Annotated in this window: 17 protein-coding genes and 1 tRNA gene; 9 read left to right on the top strand and 9 right to left on the bottom strand. The window is 62.0% G+C overall.

The features are described from left to right. Positions 1–193: 193 nt before the first annotated feature. Entirely contained in the window at positions 194–3526 is a 3333-nt protein-coding gene (gene carB, locus FHS81_RS07485) for a carbamoyl-phosphate synthase large subunit (RefSeq protein WP_183751534.1), read from the bottom strand. Between the two features lie 213 nt (positions 3527–3739). Continuing rightward, positions 3740–4981 carry a glutamine-hydrolyzing carbamoyl-phosphate synthase small subunit gene (gene carA / locus FHS81_RS07480; protein WP_183751527.1) on the bottom strand — a complete coding sequence of 414 codons (1242 nt, stop codon included), beginning with the start codon at positions 4979–4981 and terminating at the stop codon, positions 3740–3742. A gap of 320 nt (positions 4982–5301) precedes the next feature. Between carA and FHS81_RS07475 the strand changes: the two genes are divergently transcribed. The 3 genes from FHS81_RS07475 (at position 5302) to rpoD (ending at position 10301) form a co-directional block, all read left to right on the top strand. After that, complete coding sequence (locus tag FHS81_RS07475; protein ID WP_183751518.1) at positions 5302–5757, top strand: GatB/YqeY domain-containing protein; 456 nt, start codon at positions 5302–5304, stop codon at positions 5755–5757. Positions 5758–6052: 295 nt separating this feature from the next. Next, positions 6053–8002 carry a DNA primase gene (dnaG, locus tag FHS81_RS07470; RefSeq protein ID WP_183751516.1) on the top strand — a complete coding sequence of 650 codons (1950 nt, stop codon included), beginning with the start codon at positions 6053–6055 and terminating at the stop codon, positions 8000–8002. Positions 8003–8270: 268 nt separating this feature from the next. Beyond that, positions 8271–10301, top strand: a complete 2031-nt coding sequence (gene rpoD / locus FHS81_RS07465) for an RNA polymerase sigma factor RpoD (protein WP_183751514.1) — start codon at positions 8271–8273, stop codon at positions 10299–10301. A gap of 56 nt (positions 10302–10357) precedes the next feature. On the opposite strand, the gene FHS81_RS07460 is transcribed toward rpoD, so the two are convergent. Further along, a complete protein-coding gene (locus tag FHS81_RS07460) occupies positions 10358–11185 on the bottom strand; it encodes a DeoR/GlpR family DNA-binding transcription regulator (protein ID WP_183751990.1) in 828 nt (275 codons plus the stop codon). 531 nt (positions 11186–11716) lie between these two features. Further along, the gene (locus tag FHS81_RS07455; protein WP_183751512.1) at positions 11717–12439 is read right to left on the bottom strand and encodes a TIGR00725 family protein; all 723 of its coding nucleotides are present in this window, start codon (positions 12437–12439) and stop codon (positions 11717–11719) included. A 473-nt stretch (positions 12440–12912) separates the two neighbouring features. On the opposite strand from FHS81_RS07455, the gene FHS81_RS07450 reads away from it, so the two are divergent. Next, a complete protein-coding gene (locus FHS81_RS07450; protein ID WP_183751510.1) occupies positions 12913–13308 on the top strand; it encodes a hypothetical protein in 396 nt (131 codons plus the stop codon). Here FHS81_RS07450 and FHS81_RS07445 read toward each other — a convergent pair. After that, positions 13256–14905: a glycoside hydrolase family 17 protein gene (locus FHS81_RS07445; protein ID WP_183751508.1), complete on the bottom strand. Its 1650-nt coding sequence runs from the start codon at positions 14903–14905 to the stop codon at positions 13256–13258. The genes FHS81_RS07450 and FHS81_RS07445 overlap by 53 nt on opposite strands. A gap of 446 nt (positions 14906–15351) precedes the next feature. Between FHS81_RS07445 and FHS81_RS07440 the strand changes: the two genes are divergently transcribed. The 3 genes from FHS81_RS07440 (at position 15352) to FHS81_RS07430 (ending at position 19307) form a co-directional block, all read left to right on the top strand. Continuing rightward, positions 15352–15834: a hypothetical protein gene (locus tag FHS81_RS07440; protein ID WP_246374904.1), complete on the top strand. Its 483-nt coding sequence runs from the start codon at positions 15352–15354 to the stop codon at positions 15832–15834. A gap of 513 nt (positions 15835–16347) precedes the next feature. Continuing rightward, positions 16348–19017 (top strand): glycosyltransferase, encoded by a 2670-nt coding sequence (locus tag FHS81_RS07435; protein ID WP_183751506.1) that lies wholly within the window; start codon positions 16348–16350, stop codon positions 19015–19017. A 213-nt stretch (positions 19018–19230) separates the two neighbouring features. Next, a tRNA-Asp gene (locus FHS81_RS07430) sits at positions 19231–19307 on the top strand. Positions 19308–19440: 133 nt separating this feature from the next. Here FHS81_RS07430 and FHS81_RS07425 read toward each other — a convergent pair. From FHS81_RS07425 to dusB, 4 genes are all read right to left on the bottom strand, one after another. After that, positions 19441–19671 carry an excalibur calcium-binding domain-containing protein gene (locus FHS81_RS07425; protein WP_183751504.1) on the bottom strand — a complete coding sequence of 77 codons (231 nt, stop codon included), beginning with the start codon at positions 19669–19671 and terminating at the stop codon, positions 19441–19443. Positions 19672–19860: 189 nt separating this feature from the next. Continuing rightward, positions 19861–21330, bottom strand: coding sequence for a nitrogen regulation protein NR(I) (gene ntrC / locus FHS81_RS07420; protein ID WP_183751502.1), 1470 nt, complete (start codon positions 21328–21330; stop codon positions 19861–19863). A 3-nt stretch (positions 21331–21333) separates the two neighbouring features. After that, the gene (locus FHS81_RS07415; protein ID WP_183751500.1) at positions 21334–22473 is read right to left on the bottom strand and encodes a two-component system sensor histidine kinase NtrB; all 1140 of its coding nucleotides are present in this window, start codon (positions 22471–22473) and stop codon (positions 21334–21336) included. Further along, a complete protein-coding gene (dusB, locus tag FHS81_RS07410; RefSeq protein ID WP_183751498.1) occupies positions 22448–23500 on the bottom strand; it encodes a tRNA dihydrouridine synthase DusB in 1053 nt (350 codons plus the stop codon). Before dusB ends, FHS81_RS07415 begins: the two co-directional genes overlap by 26 nt. Positions 23501–23669: 169 nt before the next feature. Here dusB and FHS81_RS07405 point away from each other — a divergent pair, with 169 nt between their 5' ends. Together FHS81_RS07405 and FHS81_RS07400 are read left to right on the top strand one after the other, a co-directional pair. Continuing rightward, complete coding sequence (locus FHS81_RS07405; protein ID WP_183751496.1) at positions 23670–24890, top strand: bifunctional 2-C-methyl-D-erythritol 4-phosphate cytidylyltransferase/2-C-methyl-D-erythritol 2,4-cyclodiphosphate synthase; 1221 nt, start codon at positions 23670–23672, stop codon at positions 24888–24890. 24 nt (positions 24891–24914) lie between these two features. Then, entirely contained in the window at positions 24915–25463 is a 549-nt protein-coding gene (locus FHS81_RS07400) for a CinA family protein (RefSeq protein ID WP_183751494.1), read from the top strand. The last annotated feature ends 21 nt before the right edge of the window (positions 25464–25484 follow it).

The raw sequence follows: 25484 nt of genomic DNA, 5'->3' as shown, positions 1-25484 counted from the left end.
ATCTCGTTTCCATCGCCAGATGTAAACGCGGGGCGCACTTGGGCGCCCCGCATCGAACAAACATTAAGATGTAGCCGTTCCCGGATCATCTCAGCGCCCCGTGAAAGAGCAAAAAATGATCCAACTTCCTGTGTCTGAGCACCCTCCCGCCGGCCAGATCATCCCGCCCGGTCGGAAAGCGCCTCGAACCCTGTCAGTTGCCGGCTGGCCAATATTCCTGCAAAGCCCGTACTTCCAGTGCGCCGCCCTTCCAGGCACGAATACCCTCGGCGGCCGCAATGGCTCCAGCTAGAGTGGTGTAGTACGGCACCTTATGCAAGAGGGCCGTCCGGCGTAGTGAACGGGAATCGGCAAGCGCCTGCGCGCCTTCCGTGGTGTTGAAGACGAGCTGCACGCCGCCGTTCTTGATGAGATCGACGATATGCGGCCGCCCTTCCAGAACCTTGTTGATGCGGGAGACCTCGACACCCTCGCCTTCCAGGAAGCGCGCGGTACCGCTGGTTGCGACAATGGAAAAGCCCATGTCGACCAATGACTTGATGGTCGGCAGGATGCGCTCCTTGTCTGCGTCGCGCACCGACACGAACACCGTGCCGCCCTCTGGTACCTTGGTGCCGCCGCCAAGCTGACTCTTGGCAAAAGCCGCGCCGAAATTGGCGTCGAGACCGATGACTTCGCCGGTGGAACGCATCTCCGGTCCAAGCAGGATATCCACACCCGGAAAACGGGCAAAGGGGAAAACCGCTTCCTTGACGCCGATATGGCCCAGCACCTTCGGCTTCAGATCGAATGCCGCAAGCGATTCGCCGGCCATGATGCGCGAGGCGATGCGCGCGAAAGGCTCACCCACCACCTTCGCGACGAAGGGCACTGTGCGCGAGGCGCGCGGGTTCACTTCCAGCACGTAGATGTCGTCACCCTTGACGGCGAACTGCACGTTCATCAGCCCGACGACCTCAAGCGCCAGCGCAAGTTCGCGCGTCTGCCGCTCGATCTCCGCGATAACGGTGGCGGACAGCGAATGCGGCGGCAGCGAGCAGGCCGAGTCGCCGGAGTGGATACCCGCTTCCTCGATGTGCTCCATGATGCCGGCGATGAAGACGTCCTTGCCGTCCGCCAGCGCATCGACATCAACCTCGATAGCGTCGGACACGTACCTGTCGAACAGCAGCGGGTTCTTGCCCAGCAGCGTGTTGATCTGCCCCGTCTTGTCGTTGGGATAGCGCGCCTTGATGTCGTGCGGCACCAGCGCCGGCAGCGTGCCGAGCAGGTAGTCGTTGAGCGTTTCCTCATCGCGGATGATCGCCATCGCCCGCCCGCCTAGCACGTAGGACGGACGCACAACCAGCGGCAGCCCGACCTCAGCCGCGACCAGACGGCTCTGCTCCACGGAGAAGGCGATGCCGTTCTTGGGCTGGCGCAGGTTGAGCTTGTCGAGCAAGCGCTTGAAGCGGTCACGGTCTTCCGCCAGATCGATGGCGTCGGGCGAGGTGCCCAGAATCGGAACGTCCGCCTCTTCCAGCGCGCGGGCCAGCTTCAGCGGCGTCTGGCCGCCGAACTGCACGATGACGCCGTGCAACTCGCCACGCGAGCGCTCGACATCGATGATTTCCAGCACGTCTTCGGCCGTCAGCGGCTCGAAATAGAGTCGGTCGGAGGTGTCGTAGTCGGTTGAAACCGTCTCCGGGTTGCAGTTGACCATGATGGTCTCATAACCCTCGGCACGCAGCGCGAACGAGGCATGGCAGCAGCAATAATCGAACTCGATGCCCTGCCCGATGCGGTTGGGGCCGCCACCGAGAATCACCACCTTGCGCCGGTCGGAGGGGAACGCCTCATCGGCGGGCGCGCCGCCGAAATCCGGTGCGTAGGTCGAATACATATAGGCCGTGGGGGCAGCAAACTCGCCAGCGCAGGTATCGATGCGCTTGTAGACCGGGCGCACGCTCAATTCGCGCCGCAGCTTGCGTACCTCGGCCTCGGTTTTGTCAGCCAGCACCGCAAGGCGTGCATCCGAGAAACCTGCCGACTTGAGACGGCGGAATGCACGGGCCGTGGTAGGCAGGCCGTGAGCCTTCACCTTCGCCTCCAGATCGACCAGATCCTGCAACTGCGACAGGAACCAGTGGTCGATCTTGCAGGCAGCATAAATCTCGTCATGCGTCAGGCCCAGCCGCAACGCCTGCGCCACGAACAGCAGGCGATCCGGAGTCGGGGTGCCGAGCGCCGCCTTGACGGCATTGCGGTCATCGCCCTGGCCCAGGCCCGGAATCTCGATCTCGTCGAGGCCCGTCAGGCCGGTTTCCAGCGAGCGCAGCGCTTTTTGCAACGATTCCTGGAAGGTGCGGCCGATGGACATCGCCTCGCCGACGGACTTCATCGCCGTGGTCAGCGTCTGCGACGCGCCGGGGAACTTCTCGAAGGCGAAGCGCGGAATCTTCGTGACCACGTAATCGATGGTCGGCTCGAACGACGCCGGGGTCGCGCCCCCGGTGATGTCGTTGGCGATCTCGTCCAGCGTGTAGCCCACGGCAAGCTTGGCCGCGACCTTGGCGATGGGGAAGCCGGTCGCCTTGGATGCCAGCGCCGACGAGCGCGACACGCGCGGGTTCATCTCGATGACGATCATCTTGCCGTCTTCGGGATTGACCGCGAACTGCACGTTTGAGCCACCCGTCTCCACACCGATCTCGCGCAGCACCGCCAGCGAGGCGTCGCGCATGATCTGGTATTCCTTGTCGGTCAGCGTCAGCGCCGGAGCGACCGTGATCGAATCACCCGTATGCACGCCCATCGGATCGATGTTCTCGATGGAGCAGACGATGATGCAGTTGTCGTTCCTGTCGCGGACAACCTCCATCTCGTATTCCTTCCAGCCCAGCACGCTTTGCTCGATGAGCACCTCGTTGGTGGGGGAAGCGTCGATGCCGCGGTCGACGATATCGATGAACTCTTCCTTGTTGTAGGCAATACCGCCGCCCGTGCCGCCCATCGTGAACGAGGGGCGGATGATGGCTGGCAGGCCAATCTCATCCAGCACGTTCAGCGCATCGCCCAGCGTGCTTACCTGATGCGACAGCGGCGTGGCGAGGCCGATCTTCGTCATGGCCTCGCGGAACAGCTCGCGGTCCTCGGCCTTGTCAATGGCTTCCGCCGTCGCGCCGATCATCTCGACGTCGAACTTCTCCAGCACGCCCATCTTGCGCAGCGACAGGGCACAGTTCAGCGCCGTCTGGCCGCCCATGGTCGGCAGCAGCGCGAAGCCGCCCGGCACCTTGTAGCGCTCTTTCTCGATGATCCGGGCCACGACTTCCGGCGTGATCGGCTCGACATAGGTTGCGTCGGCCAGTTCCGGATCGGTCATGATCGTGGCCGGGTTGGAGTTGACCAGAACGACCCGGTAACCTTCCTCGCGCAGCGCCTTGCACGCCTGCGTGCCGGAATAGTCGAACTCGCACGCCTGACCGATGACGATCGGCCCCGCGCCTATGATGAGTATCGTGGACAGATCGGTGCGTCTGGGCATGGGGAAACCTTGAACAATTGGGGCCGTAGGCCTGAACTCAGCACAGCGGCCCGCGCTTCCGCACGACCGCGCATGCCCGGGAGCACACGCGCGGCAACAGGCGGAGCCGCCAGCCTGGAATGAACTTAAAGGCGTCGTTTACACGTTGCGCACCGGCATGGGAACCCCCTTCCGAAGAGAACTCCCTGCCAGCGGACGTTTCACGTCAATCGCTCAGCCCCGCGACGCTTTCTCGGTGTCGATCAGCGCGACGAACCGATCGAAAAGGTAGTGGCTGTCCTGCGGGCCGGGCGAAGCCTCGGGGTGGTGCTGCACGGAAAATGCCGGCTTGTCGGTGAGCGCGATGCCGCAATTGGAACCGTCGAACAGCGACACGTGCGTCTCGCACACATTCTCCGGCAGCGATTCGCGATCCACGGCAAAACCGTGGTTCATGGACACGATCTCGACCTTGTCGGTCGTCACGTCCTTCACCGGGTGGTTGGCGCCGTGGTGCCCCTGCGTCATCTTGACGGTGCGCCCGCCAGCCGCCAGCCCCAGAAGCTGATGGCCAAAGCAGATGCCGAACAGCGGCACGCGGCTTTCCAGAAGGTCGCGGATGACCGGCACGGCGTAATCGGCAGTCGCGGCCGGATCGCCGGGGCCGTTGGACAGGAAGATGCCGTCCGGCTTGAGAGCCAGCACCTCATCGGCCGTCGCGGTGGCCGGCAGCACGACGACTTCACAATCGCGATCCGCCAGCAAACGCAGGATGTTGCGCTTCACGCCGTAGTCGATGGCCACCACGCGCCGCGCGGCGGTATCACGCTTGCCATAACCTTCGCCGATCACCCACGAGGTCTCGTCCCATTCCACGCGCTGGGCGGTGGTGACGCCGGGCACAAGATCGAGGCCGGCCATGGACGGCAGCGCGGCGGCCTTGGCCTTGAGCGCCTCCACGTCGAACCGCCCCTCCGGATCATGGGCGATAATTGCGTTGACCATGCCCTTTTCACGTACGCGGATGGCCAGCGCCCGGGTGTCGATGCCGGACAGACCGACGATGTTGCGGGCCGCCAGCCATGCATCGAGGCTGCGGGTGGCGCGCCAGTTCGCAGGCTCGGTCACGTCGGCATGGACGATGATGCCGTTGGCGCCATTCCCCGCCGCCAGCGACAGCGACTCGATGTCCTCGTCATTCACACCGACATTGCCGATATGCGGGAACGTGAAGGTGACGATCTGCCCCAGATAGGACGGGTCGGTGAGGATTTCCTGATAGCCCGTCATGGCGGTGTTGAAGCAGACCTCGCCCGTCGCCTCGCCCGTCGCGCCGAAGCCGAAGCCTTCCAGCACGGTGCCGTCCGCGAGAACGAGCAATGCCGTCGCCACATCATCGCGCCAGCCGTCCGCGCCCGCGGCCTTGAAGTCGTGTTGCGCAGCGTTGTCTTTCTGCGTCCCTTGCAGCGTCGCCATGATCGGTTTAAAGCCTCTCGCCAAGGTAAATCTGGTTAATTAGAGCGCGTTCCGATTAAATGGAATCATTTAATCGATAAGAATTCGCTCAAAATCAAGGTGATAGATGGTTTCCACATTTCGTTGAAACGCGGAAACCATCTAAGGTATCGGCAGGCTTCCTGCGGCGCCGCTTCAGGCACACGCAAGCGCAGTCGATGCCGCGCCCTGCCAGACCGTACATCTCGGCCGTTCTCATAGAGAACGACCCTCCCTCTCGTCAACGCCGCATTTCGACACCATAGTCATGCGGCCAGAACATGAAGAAGCAAGGAACCGCCATGCGTGAACGTCTGAGCGCCGCCCTCAAGGAGGCCCTGCGGGCCGGTGACAAGCAGCGCCTGTCCACCATCCGCCTCGTGCAGGCGGCCATCAAGGACAAGGATATCGAGGCCCGGGGCGCCGGCAAGGAAAAAAGCGGCGAGGACGATATTTTGTCGCTGTTGCAGAAGCTTATCAAGCAGCGTCAGGAATCGGCCAAGATCTATTCCGAGAACGGACGTCCCGAGCTCGCGGAGCAGGAGAACGCGGAGGCCGCCATCATTGCCTCGTTCCTGCCGGCGCAGCTCGACGACGCGGAGACCGATGCCGCCATCGCCGCCGCTATCGCGGAAACCGGGGCCGAGGGCGTCAAGGACATGGGCCGCGTCATCGCCCTGTTGAAAGAGCGTTTTGCCGGTCGCCTCGACTTCGGCAAGGCCAGCGGCCTCGTCAAGGCAAAGCTGTCGCAGGGCTAGAGCATCGTGCAGAAAAGTGGATACCACTTTTCGTCGACAAAGATGCGTTAAATCAAAAAGATAGAGCGTCAGTTCTGATTCCATCAGAACTGACGCTCTAGAACAGTCTGCGCTCAGGTTCGCCGAACCGAGCGCAAGTTGCGGCATCATAGAGGCTGTATATAAGGCTGGGAGCCACCGGAACTGCGGGGATAGCGGGGACCGGCATTGCAGCGGCGGTGACTCTTGTCACCGCCTGTGCCTTTCTGGAATATCTGCATCCGTCGATACGGGTATGAGATGCGGAAGGAACGACATGCGTTATCCGCCCTCCCTGCTTGAAGAGATCAAGGCACGCCTGCCGGTGTCCACGGTGGTAGGGCGGCGTGTGCGCCTTATCAAGGCCGGGCGCGAGTGGAAAGGGCTGTCGCCCTTCAACCCGGAAAAGACGCCTTCCTTCTACGTCAACGATCAGAAGGGTTTTTACCACTGCTTTTCATCCGGCAAGCACGGCGACATCTTTTCGTTTCTGATCGAGACGGAAGGCATGGCCTTTCCCGAAGCGGTGGAACGCCTTGCGTCGGAAGCCGGGGTGCCCTTGCCGGTATCGACGCCCGAGGCGGCGCGTGAGGAAGCGCGGCGCAACGATCTTTACGACGTCGTGGAACTGGCTGCCGCCTTCTTTGAGGCGGCGTTGGCCGATAATGTCGGGCGCGAGGCGCGGGCCTATCTCGACCGGCGCGGCATCGGAGCCCGCACCCGACAGATGTTCCGGCTTGGCTACGCACCCGGCGGCCGTTTTACGTTGCGCGATCATCTCGCCGAGAAGGGAGTTTCCTCCGAGGCGATGATCGAGGCCGGGCTGCTCATCGCGCATGAGGATGCGGCAGTTCCCTACGACCGCTTCCGCGACCGCGTGATGTTTCCCATCCACGACCGGCGCGGGCGGGTAATCGCGTTTGGCGGACGCGCCATGAGCGCCGATGTCGCGGCGAAATACCTCAACTCCTCCGAGACATCGCTCTTCCATAAAGGCCGGGTGCTTTACAACCTGCATAACGCCCGCAAGCCGGCGGCAGACCGGGGCACCGTCATCGCGGTGGAGGGATATGTCGATGTCATCGCCATGACGATGGCGGGCTTTCCGCACACCGTCGCCCCGCTCGGCACGGCGCTCACCGGCGACCAGATCACCTTGCTGTGGCGCATGGCGGATGAGCCGATCCTGTGCTTTGACGGCGATGCCGCAGGTCAGCGCGCGGCGTTTCGCGCCATCGACGTTATCCTGCCGCTGCTCGCACCGGGCAAATCGGTGCGATTCGCGCTGCTGCCGGATGGGCAAGACCCCGACGACCTGTTCCGCGCCGGTGGAGCGGAGGCGATAGCCGCCGTGCTGGCCAAGGCGCATCCGCTTTCGGAAATGCTATGGGCACGCGAGATCGAGGGGGCGACGCTCGACACGCCGGAAAGGCGCGCAGCGCTGGAACGCCGCCTCAGCGACAGCGTCGCGCAAATCACCGATGAAACGTTGCGCCGCCACTACCGCGCCGACGTGCTCAATCGTCTGCGGGCCCTGCTGCCGGGTTCCGACAACAGGGATGCGGGCCGGCAGGGATGGCGCGAGTCCGGTTTCAGCCAGCGCGGCGCAAAAATGCGCGCCGGTCAGAGGCCGGGCGCGCGTGGCGGCGGCTTTGCATCGGCACCAGCCGGCCCGCCTCGCGCCTCACCGGCGCTGGCCAGCCACCCCATGTTCAACCCGGCGCGCGGAGAATCACCTCGTGAGGCGCTGATCGTGCTTGGACTGCTGGCGCATCCGGCGCTGCTGAATGAATTTGCCGAGGATGTCGCCGCCCTCGATCTTTCCGGCCCGCTGGCGCTCGATCTGCGTTCGCGGCTACTGGAACTCGTTGCGGACGGGCAGACCGACCGGGAGGCAATCCGCAACCATCTGGAACGGGCGGGAATCGGCGAAAACGTCCGGCGGCTCATCCACATCATGGTGCCGAGCGAGCGCTGGATTCTGTCTGAAGGCGGCACGCGTGACGATATTCTGGCGGCTATCCGGCAGGCGGTCACCTTGCAAAGGCGCACCCGCACGCTAAATACGGAACTCAGGGCCGCCCAGAATGCACTGGCCGAAGAGGATACCGAGGCGAACCTCGCGTGGTTGATCGATGTTCAGGCGCAAGTCACGTCTCTCGACGGAGCGGAAGCCGATACAGACCCGCTGCGGGAGATTTCTCCGATGGATGAGACCTCGTCCTGAAACGTCAGCCTGCGGCATGTTTCGCGCGGTATCGACGCGGTATCGAATTGTATACCGCTTTGCGCGAAGACAGCAGGCGGAAGATGGACTGACGATGGACTCTTGCGGATTCTGCGGTTATGGCGTTGCAATAGGGGCGGTGGCATTTGACCGTGATTCTCCACGGAGAATTCGTGTCGACGCCGATTCGGGTGGGCATAATTCTGCCTCTTTGGCGGTTTGGCCTCCTGTGGCGGTTTGGCCTCTTGTGGTATGAGTGGAGCAAGGCATGGCGACGAAAACGACCGAGCGCGACGACAATCAGGAAGCGGCCGAGGCGTCTACGGACAGCCCGCTGCTGGACCTGAGCGATGCCGCCGTCCGGCGCATGGTCAAGCTCGCCAAGAAGCGCGGCTTTGTCACCTATGATGAATTGAACGAAGTTCTGCCGTCCGAGGAGTTCACCTCGGAGCAGATCGAGGACATTCTCGCCCAGCTCAGCGAAATCGGCATCAACGTCATCGAGTCCGAAGAGGCCGACGCCGAACGGGCCGAAAGCGGCGAAGCCTCCGAAGAGGAAGTGGAAGGCGGCGATCTGGTCGAAGCTTCCCGCTCCGTGCTGCCGGTCAAGCAGGAAAAGACGAGCGAGCCGACAGAGCGCACGGACGATCCCGTGCGCATGTACCTCCGCGAAATGGGCTCGGTGGAGTTGCTGTCGCGCGAGGGCGAAATCGCCATCGCCAAGCGCATCGAGGCTGGCCGCGAGGCCATGATCGCGGGCCTTTGCGAAAGCCCCCTCACCTTCCAGGCTATCATTATCTGGCGCGACGAGCTGAACGAAGCCAAGGTGCTGTTGCGCGACATCATCGACCTTGAGGCCACCTACGCCGACCCCTTGAGCCGCGGCCTTGCCGAAGGCGAGGGAGACGGGGAAGAGGGTGAGGAGAAGGCCGAGCCGCAAGGTGGAGTCGAAGCTCGCGGTAAAGAGGATTCGCTTGACGAAGCCGAGGGTAATCCCGAAGCCGAGATCGACGAGGACGATATCGAGAACAACGTTTCGCTCGCAGCGATGGAAGCTGAGCTGAAACCCCGCGTGCTCGAAACCTTCGACCGTATCGCCGACAATTACAAGAAGCTGCGCCGCCTGCAGGATCAGGACATCGAGAACCGCCTGCAGAATCTCAAGCTGTCGCCGGCGCAGGAGCGCAAGTACCGCAAGCTCAAGGACGACATCATTGTCGACGTCAAGTCGCTGTCCCTCAACCAGAACCGCATCGATGCGCTGGTCGAGCAGCTCTATGACATCAACAAGCGCCTGATCGGCCTTGAAGGCCGGCTGATGCGTCTTGCCGAGAGCTATGGCGTGACGCGCGATGACTTCCTGCGCCAGTATCAGGGCTCCGAACTGGACCCGAAGTGGATCTTGCGCGTGTCCAAGCTCGGCACACGCGGATGGAAGGAGTTCGTCGCGGGGGACAAGGACCGCATCCGCGAGCTTCGTCAGGAAATCCAGATCCTCGCCACGGAAACCGGGCTTGAGATCCTCGAATTCCGCAAGATCGTGTCCCTCGTCCAGAAGGGTGAGAAGGAAGCGCGGCAGGCGAAGAAGGAAATGATCGAGGCAAACCTGCGCCTCGTTATCTCCATCGCCAAGAAGTACACCAACCGTGGTTTGCAGTTCCTCGATCTCATTCAGGAAGGCAACATCGGTCTGATGAAGGCGGTCGACAAGTTCGAGTACCGGCGCGGTTACAAGTTCTCGACCTATGCAACGTGGTGGATTCGTCAGGCGATTACCCGGTCTATCGCCGATCAGGCGCGCACGATTCGTATTCCGGTGCATATGATCGAGACGATCAACAAGATCGTCCGGACATCGCGCCAGATGCTGCACGAGATCGGTCGCGAGCCCACACCGGAAGAGCTGGCCGAAAAGCTTGCGATGCCGCTTGAGAAAGTGCGCAAGGTTCTGAAAATCGCCAAGGAGCCGATTTCACTCGAAACCCCCATCGGCGACGAGGAAGACAGCCATCTTGGTGATTTCATCGAGGACAAGAACGCCATTCTGCCCATCGATGCGGCGATTCAGTCGAACCTGCGCGAGACGACGACTCGTGTTCTCGCCTCGTTGACTCCGCGTGAAGAGCGTGTGCTGCGGATGCGTTTCGGCATCGGCATGAACACCGACCATACGCTGGAGGAAGTGGGACAGCAGTTCTCGGTGACGCGTGAACGTATCCGTCAGATCGAGGCAAAGGCGCTGCGCAAGCTCAAGCACCCGTCGCGGTCGCGCAAGCTGCGCAGCTTCCTCGACAACTGACTTCTGGAACAGTTTGCGTTCAACTCAATAGAGAGACTTGAACGCAAACTGTTCGATCAGACGCTTCCGTTCTGCAAAACGCCAGACTCATCAATACAGTCGAAAACAACATCGACATTGGCCTTGACGAGTCTTTCACTTATCGGCGCGGCAGGTGCCTCGCTGGTGACGAGCACATCGATTTCTTCAGCCGCCAGCACACGTACGATTGCCGGACGCAGCAACTTGGCGCTTTCGCCGACCGCGATGACCTGTGAGGCACGAGCAGCCGCCAGTTGCTTGACCGCCACCTTGGCAAGATCGAAATCCATCAGCGCCCCGTCATCGTCGACACCTGAAAAACCCAGGATCGCAACATCGAAACGGAAACGGGAGATGGCATCGCGCGTCCATTCGTCAGTCAGCGCACCGTCAGGTCCGCGCAGGACGCCGCCGGTGACGAAAACCTGCATGCCTTGATCCGCGGAGAAGATCGTGGCCGCCGCGAGGCTTGATGTGAAGATGCGCAGATCATGACGGCCGCGCAGTTCACGTGCGACGGCCTCGACCGTAGTGCCGACATCCAGAAAAACAGCATCGCCCGACCGGATCCGGGCTGCGGTCAGGCGGGCAATACGCTCTTTCGCCTCGGCAGCGGTAATGCGCTTTTCGGCATAGCCGAGCCGGACGGTTGCCTCACGCACGCCCGCGCCGCCGTGAAAGCGTTGCAGGAGAAGCATTTCATCAAGGTGAATGATATCGCGGCGAATGGTCTGGGTCGACACGTCGAAATGACGGGCCAATGCCTCAATGGTGGCAAATCCCTGATGGTGCACAATCGATAATATTTCTTCCTGGCGCGCCGATAGATCCACATTATTTTGCACTTGCAGCCGCGCAACCATTGCCTTCTTAACTCCATCCTGTCCCATGATTCTCAAGGCCCGGGAAACTGTTGTTTCTGGAGATCAGCACACTCAACGCGTCAAAACAATTCAGTGAAAGTGCTTATCCGGCACACAAAGGCTTCAACAATACGCGAGGAACATATCCGTTGGTGTCACAGCACAAGACTGGACAAACTCATCTTTTTAAACAATCACAATATTGACCGACAAAAGAGAGACAAACTTCAGCAGAGCCAATAGAAGTCGCATCCAGTGCCATAATATTTTCCATGAAAAACTGACCCAAACACATCATTTCCCGCCTGTTCCGTCTCAAGGAAACAAAATGTTATATAAACTGCAGGTTTTGATGGAGCGGCGGTTGCGGGATAATACTTTTGACTAAACACTTTTGCGTGCAAATTTTCATGTCCGGAATCTCCTGATCCCTTGCCAAAAATCATCTATGAGATCATGGCAGACGCATGACTTGCCTGTGCATAGTTCTTGCACCACAGCGCAGGATTGATCGAAGAGCGACCAGTGAACTTATCTATCTTTAGTAATTCCTGTCTGATCAGTTGCAGGTGGATCATTCATCCGTTCGAGCACATGCCCGGCCACGCGGCTGATCGCCTCTGCGGGAGAGGCGCAGGGCACGGCTCCCGCAACGAACGGTGTTTTACCAAGCCCCAGAACCAGACGGTTGAAGTGCAGGCCATAAGCCATCTCGGTCAATGTTCCGTAGCCGCCGCCGACAGCTACGAGCACGATGCTCGCACGCGCGATGATAGCGTTGCGCGCGGCCCCGATCCCGGTGGCAATCGGAATGGCGACATAGGGATTACCGCTATTCCACTCATCCTGCGGCAGCAGGCCAACCGGAGCGCCCCCCGCCTGAAGATGCCCCTTGCAAGCCGCTTCCATTACACCGCCCATGCCGCCGCAAATCATTTGCAGGCCATGAACTGCCAACAGGCGACCCAGTGATTCGGCCATGCCATATTCGTCGTCCGTTGCATCGCGCGGGCCGATGACGCCCACTGGCGCCCGCCGCGCATGCACAGTTGTAAAAACCAGACGCAGCGCCTCGCTCAACCCCGATACTGCCGCCAGATCAGCCGGACAGGTTTTCGCCAACCGCCATTGCAGAAGCCATGGATCGAACTGTTCGCAGATATCGAAATCACTTGCATACCCGACAGGCCGGAACAGCCGCCCAAGGCCGCCAGACCACGCCAGCAACGACGAGGGGGCATCCACGACAGTCATCAACATGCTCCACTGCCAGGCAATGATACGATCGGCGGCAAGAAAGTCTCGGTTCCATGGAACTTCTTGCGTTCGGATCAAATCATCGATTTGAATACAGGTTCCGTAAAAATGTAGAATTCTGAATGTTACTGCAAACGCTTACCATACCATATAATTTTGACGCTCGACTGAAGTGAGGAATCGCTACATGGTTGTGAGCCGAGACATTTTCTCGACGAAGTCAGATGGCTGATTGACTTGAAAGCGTGCCACTCGCAAATCATTATAAACGTGGTTTGCTGCAAATTGATGCGTGCGGATCGACACTTGCAAATCAACATCTGCAAATCTGAATTCGCGAGCTGGCGTGCAGATGCCATGATCATGATTCGATGGTATATGCACGAGAATCGGGACGCGTACCAAAGCGATGCGCTCGTGGTTTGACCATTGGATCAGCGCCCTGCCACAAAATATATCGAGAGCCCCTCATGACCGGACGTCCGCTTTTCGTGCCCTCGCCCAAGGCTGGCAATGTCCTGATAGCCATCGGTCTTTGCGCGCTGGGTTGGGGCCTCTACGTGCGTTTCATGCTCGTGGAGGCATCGAACGTGGGCCTCGCATGTCAGGCTGGCCTGCCGTCGGCCGGATGCCAGGTTCGCGCCATTACCGTGGCGTTGTTCGACAACAATGTGTTCGGCGCGGTAGCGCTGGGGGCGGCGGTGCTGCACCTCATCCGTCCCCATGTCGTGCTGCTCGGCATTGCCCTGCTGGCGGCAGGCGCCGGCATCGTGCTTTATAATACGGCCCTGTCGGCATTCGCGCTCGCGCTGCTCATGCTGGCTTTTGCCCGTCCCGCGCCCGTATCAGACTTGCAGCCAGAATAAGAAACAGGCCACCGAGCCACACTGCCTGCCAGTTGCTGACCGTCTCGTTGAGGACGATATAGATGGCGGCCCCGGCAAGGGTGGCGGCAAAGAACGTTTCGGACAGCCCACGCCTTCTCGCCGCACGCGGCAAGCCTTGCCACCGGCCAGCAAACGCCGGCCCGATAAAGGCGAAGACCGCGCCGGTCATCGCGGCGAACGGGAAGCTCAGGTAGCGGGGGTTGAACACCAGCCCCAACGCTGAAACGGTTGCCAGCAGCGTGAGCACAATCAGCAGCCACCCCAGCAGACGCCCGGTGCTATCGAGGCCTGATCCAACTGCGGAAGGCGTTGCCCGCGGTGACAAGACCTCGGCAAACGATGGCAGCCGCACACCGGCCGTCAGCGCCAGAGCGGCGACAACAGGCGAAGCGATGGCCACAAAAACCAATACTCCCGACCGCAGCCAGTCCCACCAATGAAGACTTTCAAGCGGCAGCTTCGCGACAGCCCAGCCTGCTGTCACGCCGGCGGCGAGGGCTGAAACGGCGACGAACGTCCACACCGGCCAGCGCAGCGACGGCAGCGCTGCCGGACGCCGGCGCAGTCCTGCTGCGGCAGCCGCGAAAATCGCTCCCGTCAGCAGGATGCCGCCAAGCGCGGCGGATTTCCAATAGGGATGATCGACGACAGGTTGCCCCCAGGCGAATTTCGGTGCGCGCGTATAGGCATCGAAGATACCCCAGTGACCGCCGACAGTGCCCTCCAGCCTGCGTTTCCATGGCTGGTCGAAGCCTTCGATGACGTTGACGCGATAATTCTTTTGATGCGCAATGGTCAGGATGTCATGCAGCGCCCGGGCCTGGGCGGACGGCGACGGCAGCGCGCCCTCGCGCATGCGCCCGGCGCTGGGCCAGCCTGTTTCCCCGATGAGGATTTCCTTGCCCGGAAAGGCGCGCGCCACCTGCTCGCGGATCGAATCGATATGCGCGCCAGCCTCCTCTGCCGGCACGGGGAAATCCTCCCAATACGGCAGGATATGAACGGTGACGAAATCCACCACGTCGGCCAGCTCGCGGTGGCGCATCCAGAATTCCCAGACATCGGCATAAGTCACGGGCACGTCGACCCGTTCCTTGATTCGGCGAATCGTTGCGGCAATATCCTGCGCCGACATCTCGCCGCGCAGCAGCACCTCGTTGCCGACGATGAGACCGATAATCACGTCGTCGTGCTGCCGGGCAAGTTGCACGCCGACGCCGATTTCCTTCGCCGTATGCGCCGGATCGCCGCCGAGCCAGATGCCTTGCAGCACTTTGAGGCCGTGCTTGCGCGCAATCTCCGGCACCTTGTCGAGGTTCAGCTCGGTAGCGTAGGTGCGCACGCAATCCGTGACCTTCGCCAGCCGCGCCAGATCATCGTCGATCTGCTCCGGCGTGATGACCGTGTTGTCGCCAAGCGGCGACTGGCCATCCCGAAAAGGCGCATATGACACGCATTGCAGTTTCTCATCCGCCACCAGCGGCGACGGCGGCATCGGCACCGGCTGCCCGACAAAGGCCCAGAAGGCGGCAACAAGAACCGATATGACGACAAACAGAATCGCGGGTATGCGCATGAAACATCCTCGGACAACGGCACGTCGCGGCGACGACGGCTGCTTTTTTGGTTCGGATTCGCTTGGAAAGCAAACGGATTACGACACATCGCCACCGGGTGGCACAGGATTTCATGGGCGGGTCACGTTGTAGATGAGAGAACATCTAACGTTTGATACTTTATATTAACGTCGCTCGCGTTCAATTCGATGGATCGGCTCGATAGATTGTCCTGCGCGCAAGTTGCCTAACGCATTCTGCTGCTGGACAATTGCATCGAGTTGGGATTACGTACCCCTGCTGCAACAGTGTCGCGATGCAAGGCCTCGGGACAAGCCTGAGCGGGACGTGTGACGTCGAGCGAGGCCTGCCCGGGCCAGAGAGGACGGCACAGGTCCGTTTCGGACGTTGAAGCTTTGGGACACTCGATCTGTCGATGCCTCATCTCTTTTGGGATTCCATGAATATGCACGGCCACCGTAGTCTTCTCGCCCTGCTTTCCTGCCTCATGATCGCCGGTGCAACTCCATCCGTTATGGCCCAGGAGCCGGCTCCTCAGGAGCAGACTGCTCCGCCCGCGCAGGGCGAGGCAAACGGCCAGCCACCGGCTGAAGAGGCAGCGAAGCCCGAAGAGTACATCGAAATCGAGGATCTTCCCGATGGCGCCGGCCGGGCAGAATGCGTGTGGTTCGGCCGCAGGGCGGTCAACCTGCTGTGGCGGGATGACATCGACACCGCCAAGCGTCACCTGTCGCTCTACGACCGCTTCGACTGCCCCGGCGTCCATGTGCAGCAGGCTTTCAGCTGCATCGTGCGGCAAGGCCCGATCGACCCGAAGCAGCCGGACACACTGAATGCCAAGGTAAGCGCCTGCTGGCGTGATCCCAATCTGCTACCGCCGCCTCCCCCGGCCGCTCCAGCACCGGAAACGAAGCCGGAAGGGCAGTAACGTCAACCTTCGCAGCCGTCCTCGACGGCTCGCCAGTTGCGATTTCAGGGCCGCCAGACATCTGGTGGTCCGCGTTTATTTCATGATTGCAAGCATTTTACCGCGCCGTGCCGCGTGGCCAATAACGCTCATGTGATGCCACCGGCGCGTGTAATCGCGGCTCATCGATATTGATAGCCGATCAAACAATAGACATTTTTCAAAGCAAGGATGACGCCGTCGGTGTGATCAATACCCCGGCCTGACACAATCGACAAATCGCCGCAGCCATCGTTTACCATAATACCGAAAGCCGCGCCGAAACCCGCCTGACCGCTTCCTCGACAGGCCCCGGAGTGGTAAGTTCATTAAGGTTAAAAATTCGTTAACTTCGCGAAAACGAACTGTGTATATTTTCCAGGAAACAAATCCGGAGTAAGGTCGTTTGTTTCTAGCGGAGCTTGTGCTGAGCAACAGCACGGAAATCTGTTGAAGCAACCCTGGCGTTTGCTTACCAGCATCTATGGATGTGAAATGCGTGTCGTCGTCATTCTTGTCGTCGCGTTAGTCGCTGCCGCGCATGCCGGCCTCTGGTACGTCTTGAGAGAGACGACCTCGGCCCCTGACGTTCCCATTCAGCTATCGTCCGTATCGTATGCCCCCTTCGGCAAGAACGTGAATCCGGAAGACGGAGGCGTTGCGACCGAAGAGCAGATCCGGGCGGATTTGAAAGTGCTCGCGCCCTTCACCAAGGCGGTGCGTACCTACGCATCCACCGCCGGGCAGGAGCTTGTCGCGCCCATCGCCGCCGAATTTGGCCTCAAGACGTCGATCGGTGTCTGGCTCGACAAGAATACCGAGCGGAACGAGCTTGAAATCGCCAACGCCGTTGCGGCTGCCAAGCGCAGCGGCAATGTCAGTTCCCTCGTGGTCGGCAACGAAACCGTCTTCCGTGACGACCTGAAGGTGCCGGAGCTGATCCAGTACATCCAGCGCGTGCGCCGCGAGACCGGCCTGCCGGTGACCACGGGTGATATTCCCTCGGTCTGGTTCGAGTATCCCGAACTGGTCGCCGCCGTGGACTTCATCGCCGTGCACATCCTGCCCTACTGGGAAGGCGTGCCCGAGGATCAGGCCGTCGATCAGGCCATCAGCGTCTTCAACAAGCTGCGCGAGACCTACCCCGGCAAGCACGTAGTCATAGCCGAGTTTGGCTGGCCCAGTGCCGGCTATAACATGAAGATCGCCAACCCGGGCCGGGCCATTCAGGCACAGGTTATCCGCGAGTTTCTGGCCCGTGCCGAGCAGTTCGGGGCCGACTACAACATCATCGAAGCGATTGATCAGCCGTGGAAGTTCTTTGAAGGCTCCGTCGGTCCGTATTGGGGATTGTTCGATGCCGACCGTCAGCCGAAATTCGAGCTGACCGGCGATATTACCCATGCGGATTGGTGGAAGATTGCGCTTGGCGCCATGCTGATCGGATTGCTGTTGTCGCTGCCGATCTTCACCATCGCCGGTGTGACGCTGCCGCAGGCGCTGCTGCTGAGCATTGCCGCCAACACGGCGGGAGCGTGGTTCGCAGTCGTCATCGAATACTGGTATCTGCACTACTTCACGTGGGGTGGCGCGATAGCGCTGGGCCTTGGCCTCGTGCTGCTGATCCCGCTGGTGATGATCGCGCTCAGCCGAATCGAGGAGATTTCGCAGATCGCCTTCGGGCGTGCGCCGTCGCGACTGTTCACGTCCGCCAGCGGCACGCAGGTCAATGCAGCCACCCGCGACTTTGCCCCCAAAGTGTCGATCCACATTCCGGCCTATCGCGAGAATCCGGAGATGCTGAAGGAGACGCTTTCTAGCGTCGCTCGCCTTCAGTATCCGAACTTCGAGTGCGTGGTCGCCATCAACAACACGCCCGACCCGGCGTTCTGGCAGCCGATCGAAGAACATTGCCGCATGCTTGGCGAGCGGTTCAAGTTCCTCAACCTTCTCGACGTGAAGGGCTTCAAGGCCGGCGCACTGCGCGAGGCTCTCCTGCACACCGCGCCGGACGCTGAAATCATTGGCGTGATCGATGCGGACTATGTGGTGGATCCGGCGTGGCTGCGTGATCTCGTGCCTGCCTTCGCCGATCCGCAGGTGGGCATCGTGCAGGCTCCGCAGGATCACCGGGATGGCGATCAGTCCGTGATGCACAACATCATGAACGCCGAATATGCCGGCTTCTTCGACATCGGCATGGTTCAGCGTAACGAGGCCGACGCCATCGTCGTGCATGGCACCATGTGCCTGCTGCGCCGCGAGGCTCTGATGGCGGCGGGCAACTGGCCGTCCGAGACGATCTGCGAGGATACCGATCTCGGCCTGACGATCATGCAGATGGGCTACCGCGCTTTCTACACCAACCGCCGTTATGGCTGGGGGCTGTTGCCGGATACGTTCGAAGCCTTCCGCAAGCAGCGTCACCGCTGGGCTTATGGGGGCACGCAGATCGTCAAGAAGCACTGGCGGCGCATGCTGCCGGGAAGCGGCGTGCGGCTGAGCTCCGCCCAGAAGCGTGAGTTCACGGTTGGCTGGGTCAACTGGCTCGGCGCGGAGACCCTTGGTGTGCTGGTGGCGATTCTCAACCTGATCTGGGTGCCGATCGTCGTCTTCGCCGGCATCGCTATTCCGGATCGCATCCTGACACTGCCAATCATCGCGGCCTTTGCGGTGTCGCTGCTGCACTTCACGTCGACATACGGGATGCGGGTCGGTATTCCCGCGCGCCAGATGATCGGTGCGGCAATTGCAGCGATGAGCGTGCAGTTCGTGGTGGCCAAGGCTGTGGCCGATGGCGTCATCAAGGATAACCTCCCCTTCACCGTGACCGCGAAGGGCGGCAAGAAGCGGAAGGGCGCGGCCTTCACCGCTTTCTGGGAGGCGATTCTGGGTGGTTTGCTGGTTGCCGCCGCTGGATTGGTATTCTTCACCAATGTCAACGAAGTGCGTGAGATCAATATCTACGCCGTCGTGCTGCTGGTGCAGAGCCTGCCGTTCCTCGCCGCAACGGGCATCGCGCTGCTGGAAGGGTCGCGCTTCAACGAGTTCACCTACTGGGCGAGCCTGCGGGTGCGCATTGCCAACGCCCTGCCCCGCTGGGCGCGGCCGTCGCAGTTGCAGCCCCCGCTGGATCCCGGCCAGCAGCCAACGGCCGCACAATAAGCCTGGTCGCAGAGACGAATATGAAAGGGGCGCAGGTTTCTGCGCCCTTTTCTGCTTCTGGAGCAATGTGTTGCGTCGCCATGAGATAGTAAGGCGGCAAGTTACCCACAGGATGCCACAGGCGGCCGGCTTTTTGTTTATGAACCCTGCTTGACACTCGTGGGCGCGACCGTTAATTCACAATCACCGCAGCGAACGAAGACATCGTTCCTTGGGGGTGTAGCTCAGTTGGTTAGAGCGCCGGCCTGTCACGCCGGAGGTCGCGGGTTCGAGCCCCGTCACTCCCGCCATTTAAGCGGTAAAAATCTTCCTAGAAAACCTGATGTATCATGTTCGCAAGTTGCTGGATTATGCAGCTTTCGCGGCGCGTCTACAGCATTTCAATAGTGAGTGCGTGGCTGAGTAGGCTCGTGAGCCCAGATGTCAAAATCGCCCGCATGCTCCGCGCTTTTTGGCGGCTTCGACTTGCGCCCGTGATTTACAGACATTCTCGCAAGGGATGCCGTCATTGTCCCGGTCAGCCCTGGCATATCCCGCGCACCATTCCCGCACCGCCTCGTCGCAGCTTCGCGCTTGCTTGCACGTCCATGCGTGTGACGATGTCGGTGAGATGAATACTGCTGCCAGAATGACAGCCCCGATGATCCTGCCCATAGCGCCCCTCGCGACGACTGAATATGAGCACAATGCCTGCCGTTGACGTCAAATAGATAAAACTTATTCCTGAATATAAATATTGATACCGTCCTTCACATTCTAAACTGACAAGAAAACCCGCCGAAGCGGGTTTTCAGGCATATTCATTGAATGGCAAATCCACTGCTCTTGCAACAAAGATGCGGCCTATCGTCCCGGCCCGCTGCTTGACTGACGGATGATCGGCAGGTCGAGATCGCGGATCTTCTTGCGCAGGGTGTTCCGGTTGAGGCCGAGCAATTCCGCCGCACGGATCTGGTTGCCGTTGGTCGCGGTGAGGACTGCCGTGAGCAGGGGCGCCTCAACCTCGCGCAACAGGCGATGGTATAGCCCGGGCGGCGGCAACGCGCCGCCCAGCGAGGCGAAGTACTGTTTCAGATAGCGGTCCACCGCCTGCGACAGTGGCAGCGCTTCATTGGATGAGGTCTCGCGCGCCGCCGCGACGACGGGCGGCGGGGCGGAAGCCAGATCGAGTTCCGCCTCGATGACCGGCGCGGTGATGGTTTCCTGCGCATAGAGCGCCGTGAGGCGTCGCACGAGGTTTTCAAGTTCGCGGACGTTGCCGGGCCAGCGATAACGGATAAGCCTGTCCATGGCGACGGCGTCGATCTGCTTGGGGGCCAACCCTTCCCGGGTTGCACGGGCCAGGAAGTGCCGCACGAGGTCCGGCACATCCTCGGACCGTTCGCGCAGCGGCGGCAGGCGCAGGGGTACCACGTTGAGCCGGAAGAACAGATCCTCGCGGAAGTGCCCCAGCTCGATGGACTGGCGTAGATCCTTGTTGGTCGCGGCGATGATGCGCACATTGGTCCGCACGGACGCCTTGCCACCCACCGTGGCGTATTCACCCTGCTGCAGAACGCGCAGCAGGCGCGTCTGCGCTTCCATCGGCATATCGCCGATTTCATCGAGGAAGAGCGTGCCGCCTTCCGCCTGCTCGAAGCGCCCCGGCGAGCGGGCATGCGCGCCGGTAAAAGCACCTTTCTCGTGGCCGAACAGTTCCGATTCGATGAGATCACGCGGGATCGCGGCCATGTTGACCGCCACGAAGGGACCGCCCCGGCGCTTGCCGTAATCGTGCAGGGCGCGGGCAACCAGTTCCTTGCCAGTGCCCGACTCGCCGGAGATCATCACCGTCAGGTCCGTCGACATCAGCCGCGCCATGGCGCGATAAATGTCCTGCATCGCCGGGGAGCGGCCGATGAGCGGAATTTCCTCCACCTCGTTGCTGGCCCCAACGCCAATACCGCGCGGACGCGACAGCGCCCTGCCGACGATGGTGACCAGTTCCTTCAGATCGAAAGGCTTGGGGAGATATTCGTAGGCTCCCCGCTCCGAGGCGCGAATGGCCGTCATGAATGTGTTCTGGGCGCTCATGACGATCACCGGCAGATCGGGGCGCGCCTGCCGGATGCGCGGCAACAGGTCGAAAGCGTTCTCGTCCGGCATCACGACGTCGGTGACAACGAGATCGCCCTCGCCTTGCGATACCCAGCTCCACAACGTTCCGGCGTGGCCGGTGGTGCGAATGTCGTAACCTGCCCGCGTCAACGCCTGGGCGAGGACCGTGCGAATCGAGGCATCATCGTCGGCGACTAGGATCGTTGCTCGGCCCATCTGTTACTCCGTTTGCGCCATCTCCCCCGTGGCATCCGGCGAGGTTGCACCGCGCCCGGCCACGATGGGCATCAAAACCCGGAACGTGGTGCGGCGCGCGACACTGTCGCATTCGATAATTCCGCCGTGCTCGCCCACGATCTTGGCAACCAATGCAAGACCGAGGCCAGTTCCGCCCGTCTTCGTCGTTACGAACGGATCGAACAGATGCGGAAGCATGTCTGCCGGCACGCCGGGGCCGTTGTCGCGCACGCTGATTTCCAGCGGCAGGCGCACCCGCTCGCGCCCGGCAAGCTGCATCTGCATGCCGGGGCGATAGGCGGTGGCAAGGATGATTTCACCCGCCCCGTCGGCAATATCGGGACTGTCCTCAATGGCCTCGGCAGCGTTCTTGACGAGGTTCAGGAACACCTGAATCAACTGGTCGCGATTGCCATGCACAGGCGGCAGGGACGGGTCGTAGCTTTCGATGAAGCGGATGTGCCGCGCAAAGCCGGAGCCTGCCAGCCGCCGCACATGATCCAGCACATCGTGGATGTTGACGGGTTCCCGTGCGGCAGGATGCCCCTCGCCCAGCGTTTCCATGCGCTCGACCAGTTTGACGATGCGGTCCGTCTCGTCGCAGATCAGGCGGGTGAGAACGCGGTCATCGTCCGGCACGGACATTTCCAGCAATTGCGCCGCACCGCGAATGCCCGACAGCGGGTTTTTGATTTCATGCGCCAGCATCGCGCCGAGCGCCGTCAACGAGCGCGATGCCGCACGATGCGTCAGTTGCCTGCCCATTTTTTCAGCATTTGTCCGTTCCTGAAGCAGAAGCACAACGGATCCGTCTGCGGCGGGTGCGGCGAAGACATCGACGATGCGCTCCTCCTGCTGGCGCGTCAGCGCCAGATCCACGCGATAGCCCGTCATGCCCGCGCCGTTCTCGCGCACCTCTTCCACCATGGCCAGCACGGGGGAACCGGCAGCGATGAGGTCCGGCAGGCGCTGGCGCCGCAGCACGGGCAGGCTGAGATGAAAGAACGCCTCGGCGGCCGCATTGGCATAAGCAACGCTCCCATCCCCCCCGACAGCCAACACCGGCAGCGGCAGGATGGCGAGGATACCCGCTTCTTCAGGCGGCAAGGGATGCGTCGGCATGGCCATAAAGCTTTCGCAGGATCAGGATCACTTCCGCCGGGTCTTCACTGACGACGATGCGTGCACGCAGGCGCACCGCCTCTGCCGCATCGACGGCGGGCGCAGGCCCGGCTATCGCATCCTCGGCATATCCGGCAAGGTGTTTGCGGGCGTGGCGAACGCCCATGCGCTGGCCATATGTGGAGAGCAGCGTCTCGTAATGTTCGACAGCGCCCGCCAGACGCTGGTCGTGCGGGGGAGCGCCAACAGCACCCCCACCGAGCGCCCGTGCAATGGCGCCGACGCGCCACGGCTGGCCCAGAGCAGCCCGCCCCACCATCACCGCATCAGCGCCCGACGATGCCAGCGCGGCGCGGGCATCATCCTCGGTTGCGATATCGCCGTTGACGACGAGCGGAACGCCGGGAATTGCCGCCCGCACGGCGGCGACAGCCCGCCAGTCCGCCTGCCCCTTGTAGAATTGCTGCCGGGTGCGCCCATGCACCGTGATCATGCGTGCGCCGGCCTGCGCCGCGCGGCGGGCCAGTTCGGGCGCGTTCAGCGAGTCATGGTCCCAGCCGAGGCGCATCTTGAGCGTGACCGGCACCGAGACGGCGGCGACGGTTGCCTCGATGAGGGTCACCGCGTGGTCCAGATCGCGCATCAGCGCCGAGCCGGACCAGCCGCCGGTGACGCGCTTGGCCGGGCAACCCATATTGATGTCGATGATCTGCGCGCCCGCCGCCTCGGCAACGCGCGCGCCTTCTGCCATCCAGCGCGGATCGCAACCGGCCAGTTGCACCATGTGCGGCGTCACGCCCTCGCCCTCGGCGCGGGTGCGGGCTTCCTCGTCACCGGCGGCCAGATCGTCGGAAGCGACCATTTCCGACACCACCAGCGACGCGCCGAAACGCATGGCGACACGGCGCATGCCGATGTCGGTGATGCCCGACATCGGAGCCAGAAACGCCCGTCCGCCGATGGCGATATCGCCTATCGCAAGCGAAGTCGCACCAGCCGGGTCCGATATGCTGTCTTTGTTCATCATTGCAGTGCAGAAGAACAACCATTCGCGTTTCGACGCAACCATTTTCGCGCCATGCCATGCGTCTTCGCGCGTGTTGCGCCGCGCGCGCGGGTCGCCTACAACCCTGATGCCTGCAATGCAGGCCGTCAAATCCCGCCTGCAGATCACGACCGGATGAGAGGTTTCGTCAATGGCCCGCAGAGACATCGCCGCCGTCATCGTCGCCGGAGGCCGGGGCCTGCGCGCAAGCGCCAGCGGCGATCCCCTGCCCAAGCAATACAGGCCGCTGGCGGGAATACCCGTGCTGGCCCGCACGCTTCATGCTTTCCTCGCCCATCCCGCCGTGGGCCGGGTGCAGGTGGTCATCGGCGCCGATGATACAGAGCACTACGAGCAAAGCGTCGCCGCCCTTCCGCAGCGCGATGGGCTTCTCGAACCCGTTATCGGCGGGGGCACACGGCAGGAATCCGTCTTCGCGGGCCTGCACGCCCTGCGCAACGATCCGCCTGCCATCGTGCTCGTTCACGATGCAGCGCGCCCATTCCTGTCTGCGGCGCTCATCGATGCGGCCATTGCGGCAGCGCAAGCGCATGAGGCGGCGATTCCCGGCACGCCCGTCACCGACACCATCAAGCAGGTGGACGAAGCCGGCCGCGTCGTCGAAACGCCTGACCGCGACCGGCTGCGCGCCGTGCAAACGCCGCAGGCTTTCGCCTATCCGCTGCTGCTCGACGCCCATGCACGCGCACGCGGCGAGGGGCTTTCGTCCTTCACCGATGACGGCGCACTGGCTGAATGGGCCGGCGCAGCGGTGACGGTTTTTCCCGGAGACACCCATAACGTGAAGCTGACCACGCAGACCGACTTCGACGCCGCCGAACAGCGCCTGCGTCCCGAGAACCGCCTCACCACCAGGGTTGGGACGGGGTTCGACGTGCATGCCTTCGCGGACGGTGACCATATCTGGCTCGGCGGTGTGCGGATCGCCCATACACAGGGCGTGACAGCACATTCCGATGGCGACGTCGTGCTGCACGCATTGACCGACGCCCTGCTCGGCGCGCTGGCGGATGGCGATATCGGCAGCCATTTCCCGCCAAGCGATCCGCAGTGGAAAGGTGCGTCGTCGGACAGGTTTCTCGCCCATGCGGTGGCGCTGCTGCACGCACGCGGCGGCGTGCTCGACCACCTCGATGCCACCGTGATCTGCGAAACGCCGAAGGTCGGCCCGCATCGCGAGGCCATCCGCGCCCGTATCGCGGCGATTTGCGGCCTGACGCCGGATCGGGTTTCCATCAAGGCGACCACATCCGAACGCCTTGGCTTCACCGGCCGCGCCGAAGGCATCGCGGCACAGGCGGCCGCCACGATTCGCCTGCCGGAAACTTCAACCGGCCCTGATTGGCTTTAACCGGCTTTGACGAGTGAGGACGACATGACGCGGACCAGTGACACACCGGAAGCAACACTTTTCCCAGCCCGTCTGATCGAACGCGCAAGCAGCCTGCTTGAGGCTGCGCGGGCTCGGAAACTCCGCCTCGGCACGGCGGAATCCTGCACGGGCGGCCTCGTCAGCGGGTTGCTGACGGAAATCGCCGGCTCATCGGACGTGGTCGAAGGTGGCTTCGTCACCTACTCCAACACCGCCAAGCACCTTAGTATTGGCGTGACGGAGGATCTGATAGCGCTGCATGGCGCCGTGAGCGAACCTGTGGCGCGGGCCATGGCCGAAGGCGTGCTGGATCGCCTGCCGGACGCCGACGTCGCCGTCGCCATTACCGGCGTGGCAGGGCCTGGCGGCGGCTCGGCGGCGAAGCCTGTCGGGCTGGTGCATTTCGCAGCCGCGCGGCGTGGGCATCCCACCCGGCATATCGCCCATCGCTTCGCTGACGAAGGACGCACTGCCATCCGCCTGCGGGCGGTAGAAGCAGCGATCGACCTGCTGGAAACCGCCATCACGACCGAGCCGACGCTGACAGCCTGAGTCAGAACGGAAAAAGTCCGC

This window comes from Pseudochelatococcus contaminans (assembly GCF_014195635.1).
Lineage (GTDB): Bacteria > Pseudomonadota > Alphaproteobacteria > Rhizobiales > Beijerinckiaceae > Pseudochelatococcus > Pseudochelatococcus contaminans.
Note: the sequence above shows the minus strand (reverse complement) of the source record. Positions and strands in the feature narration are given on the sequence as shown.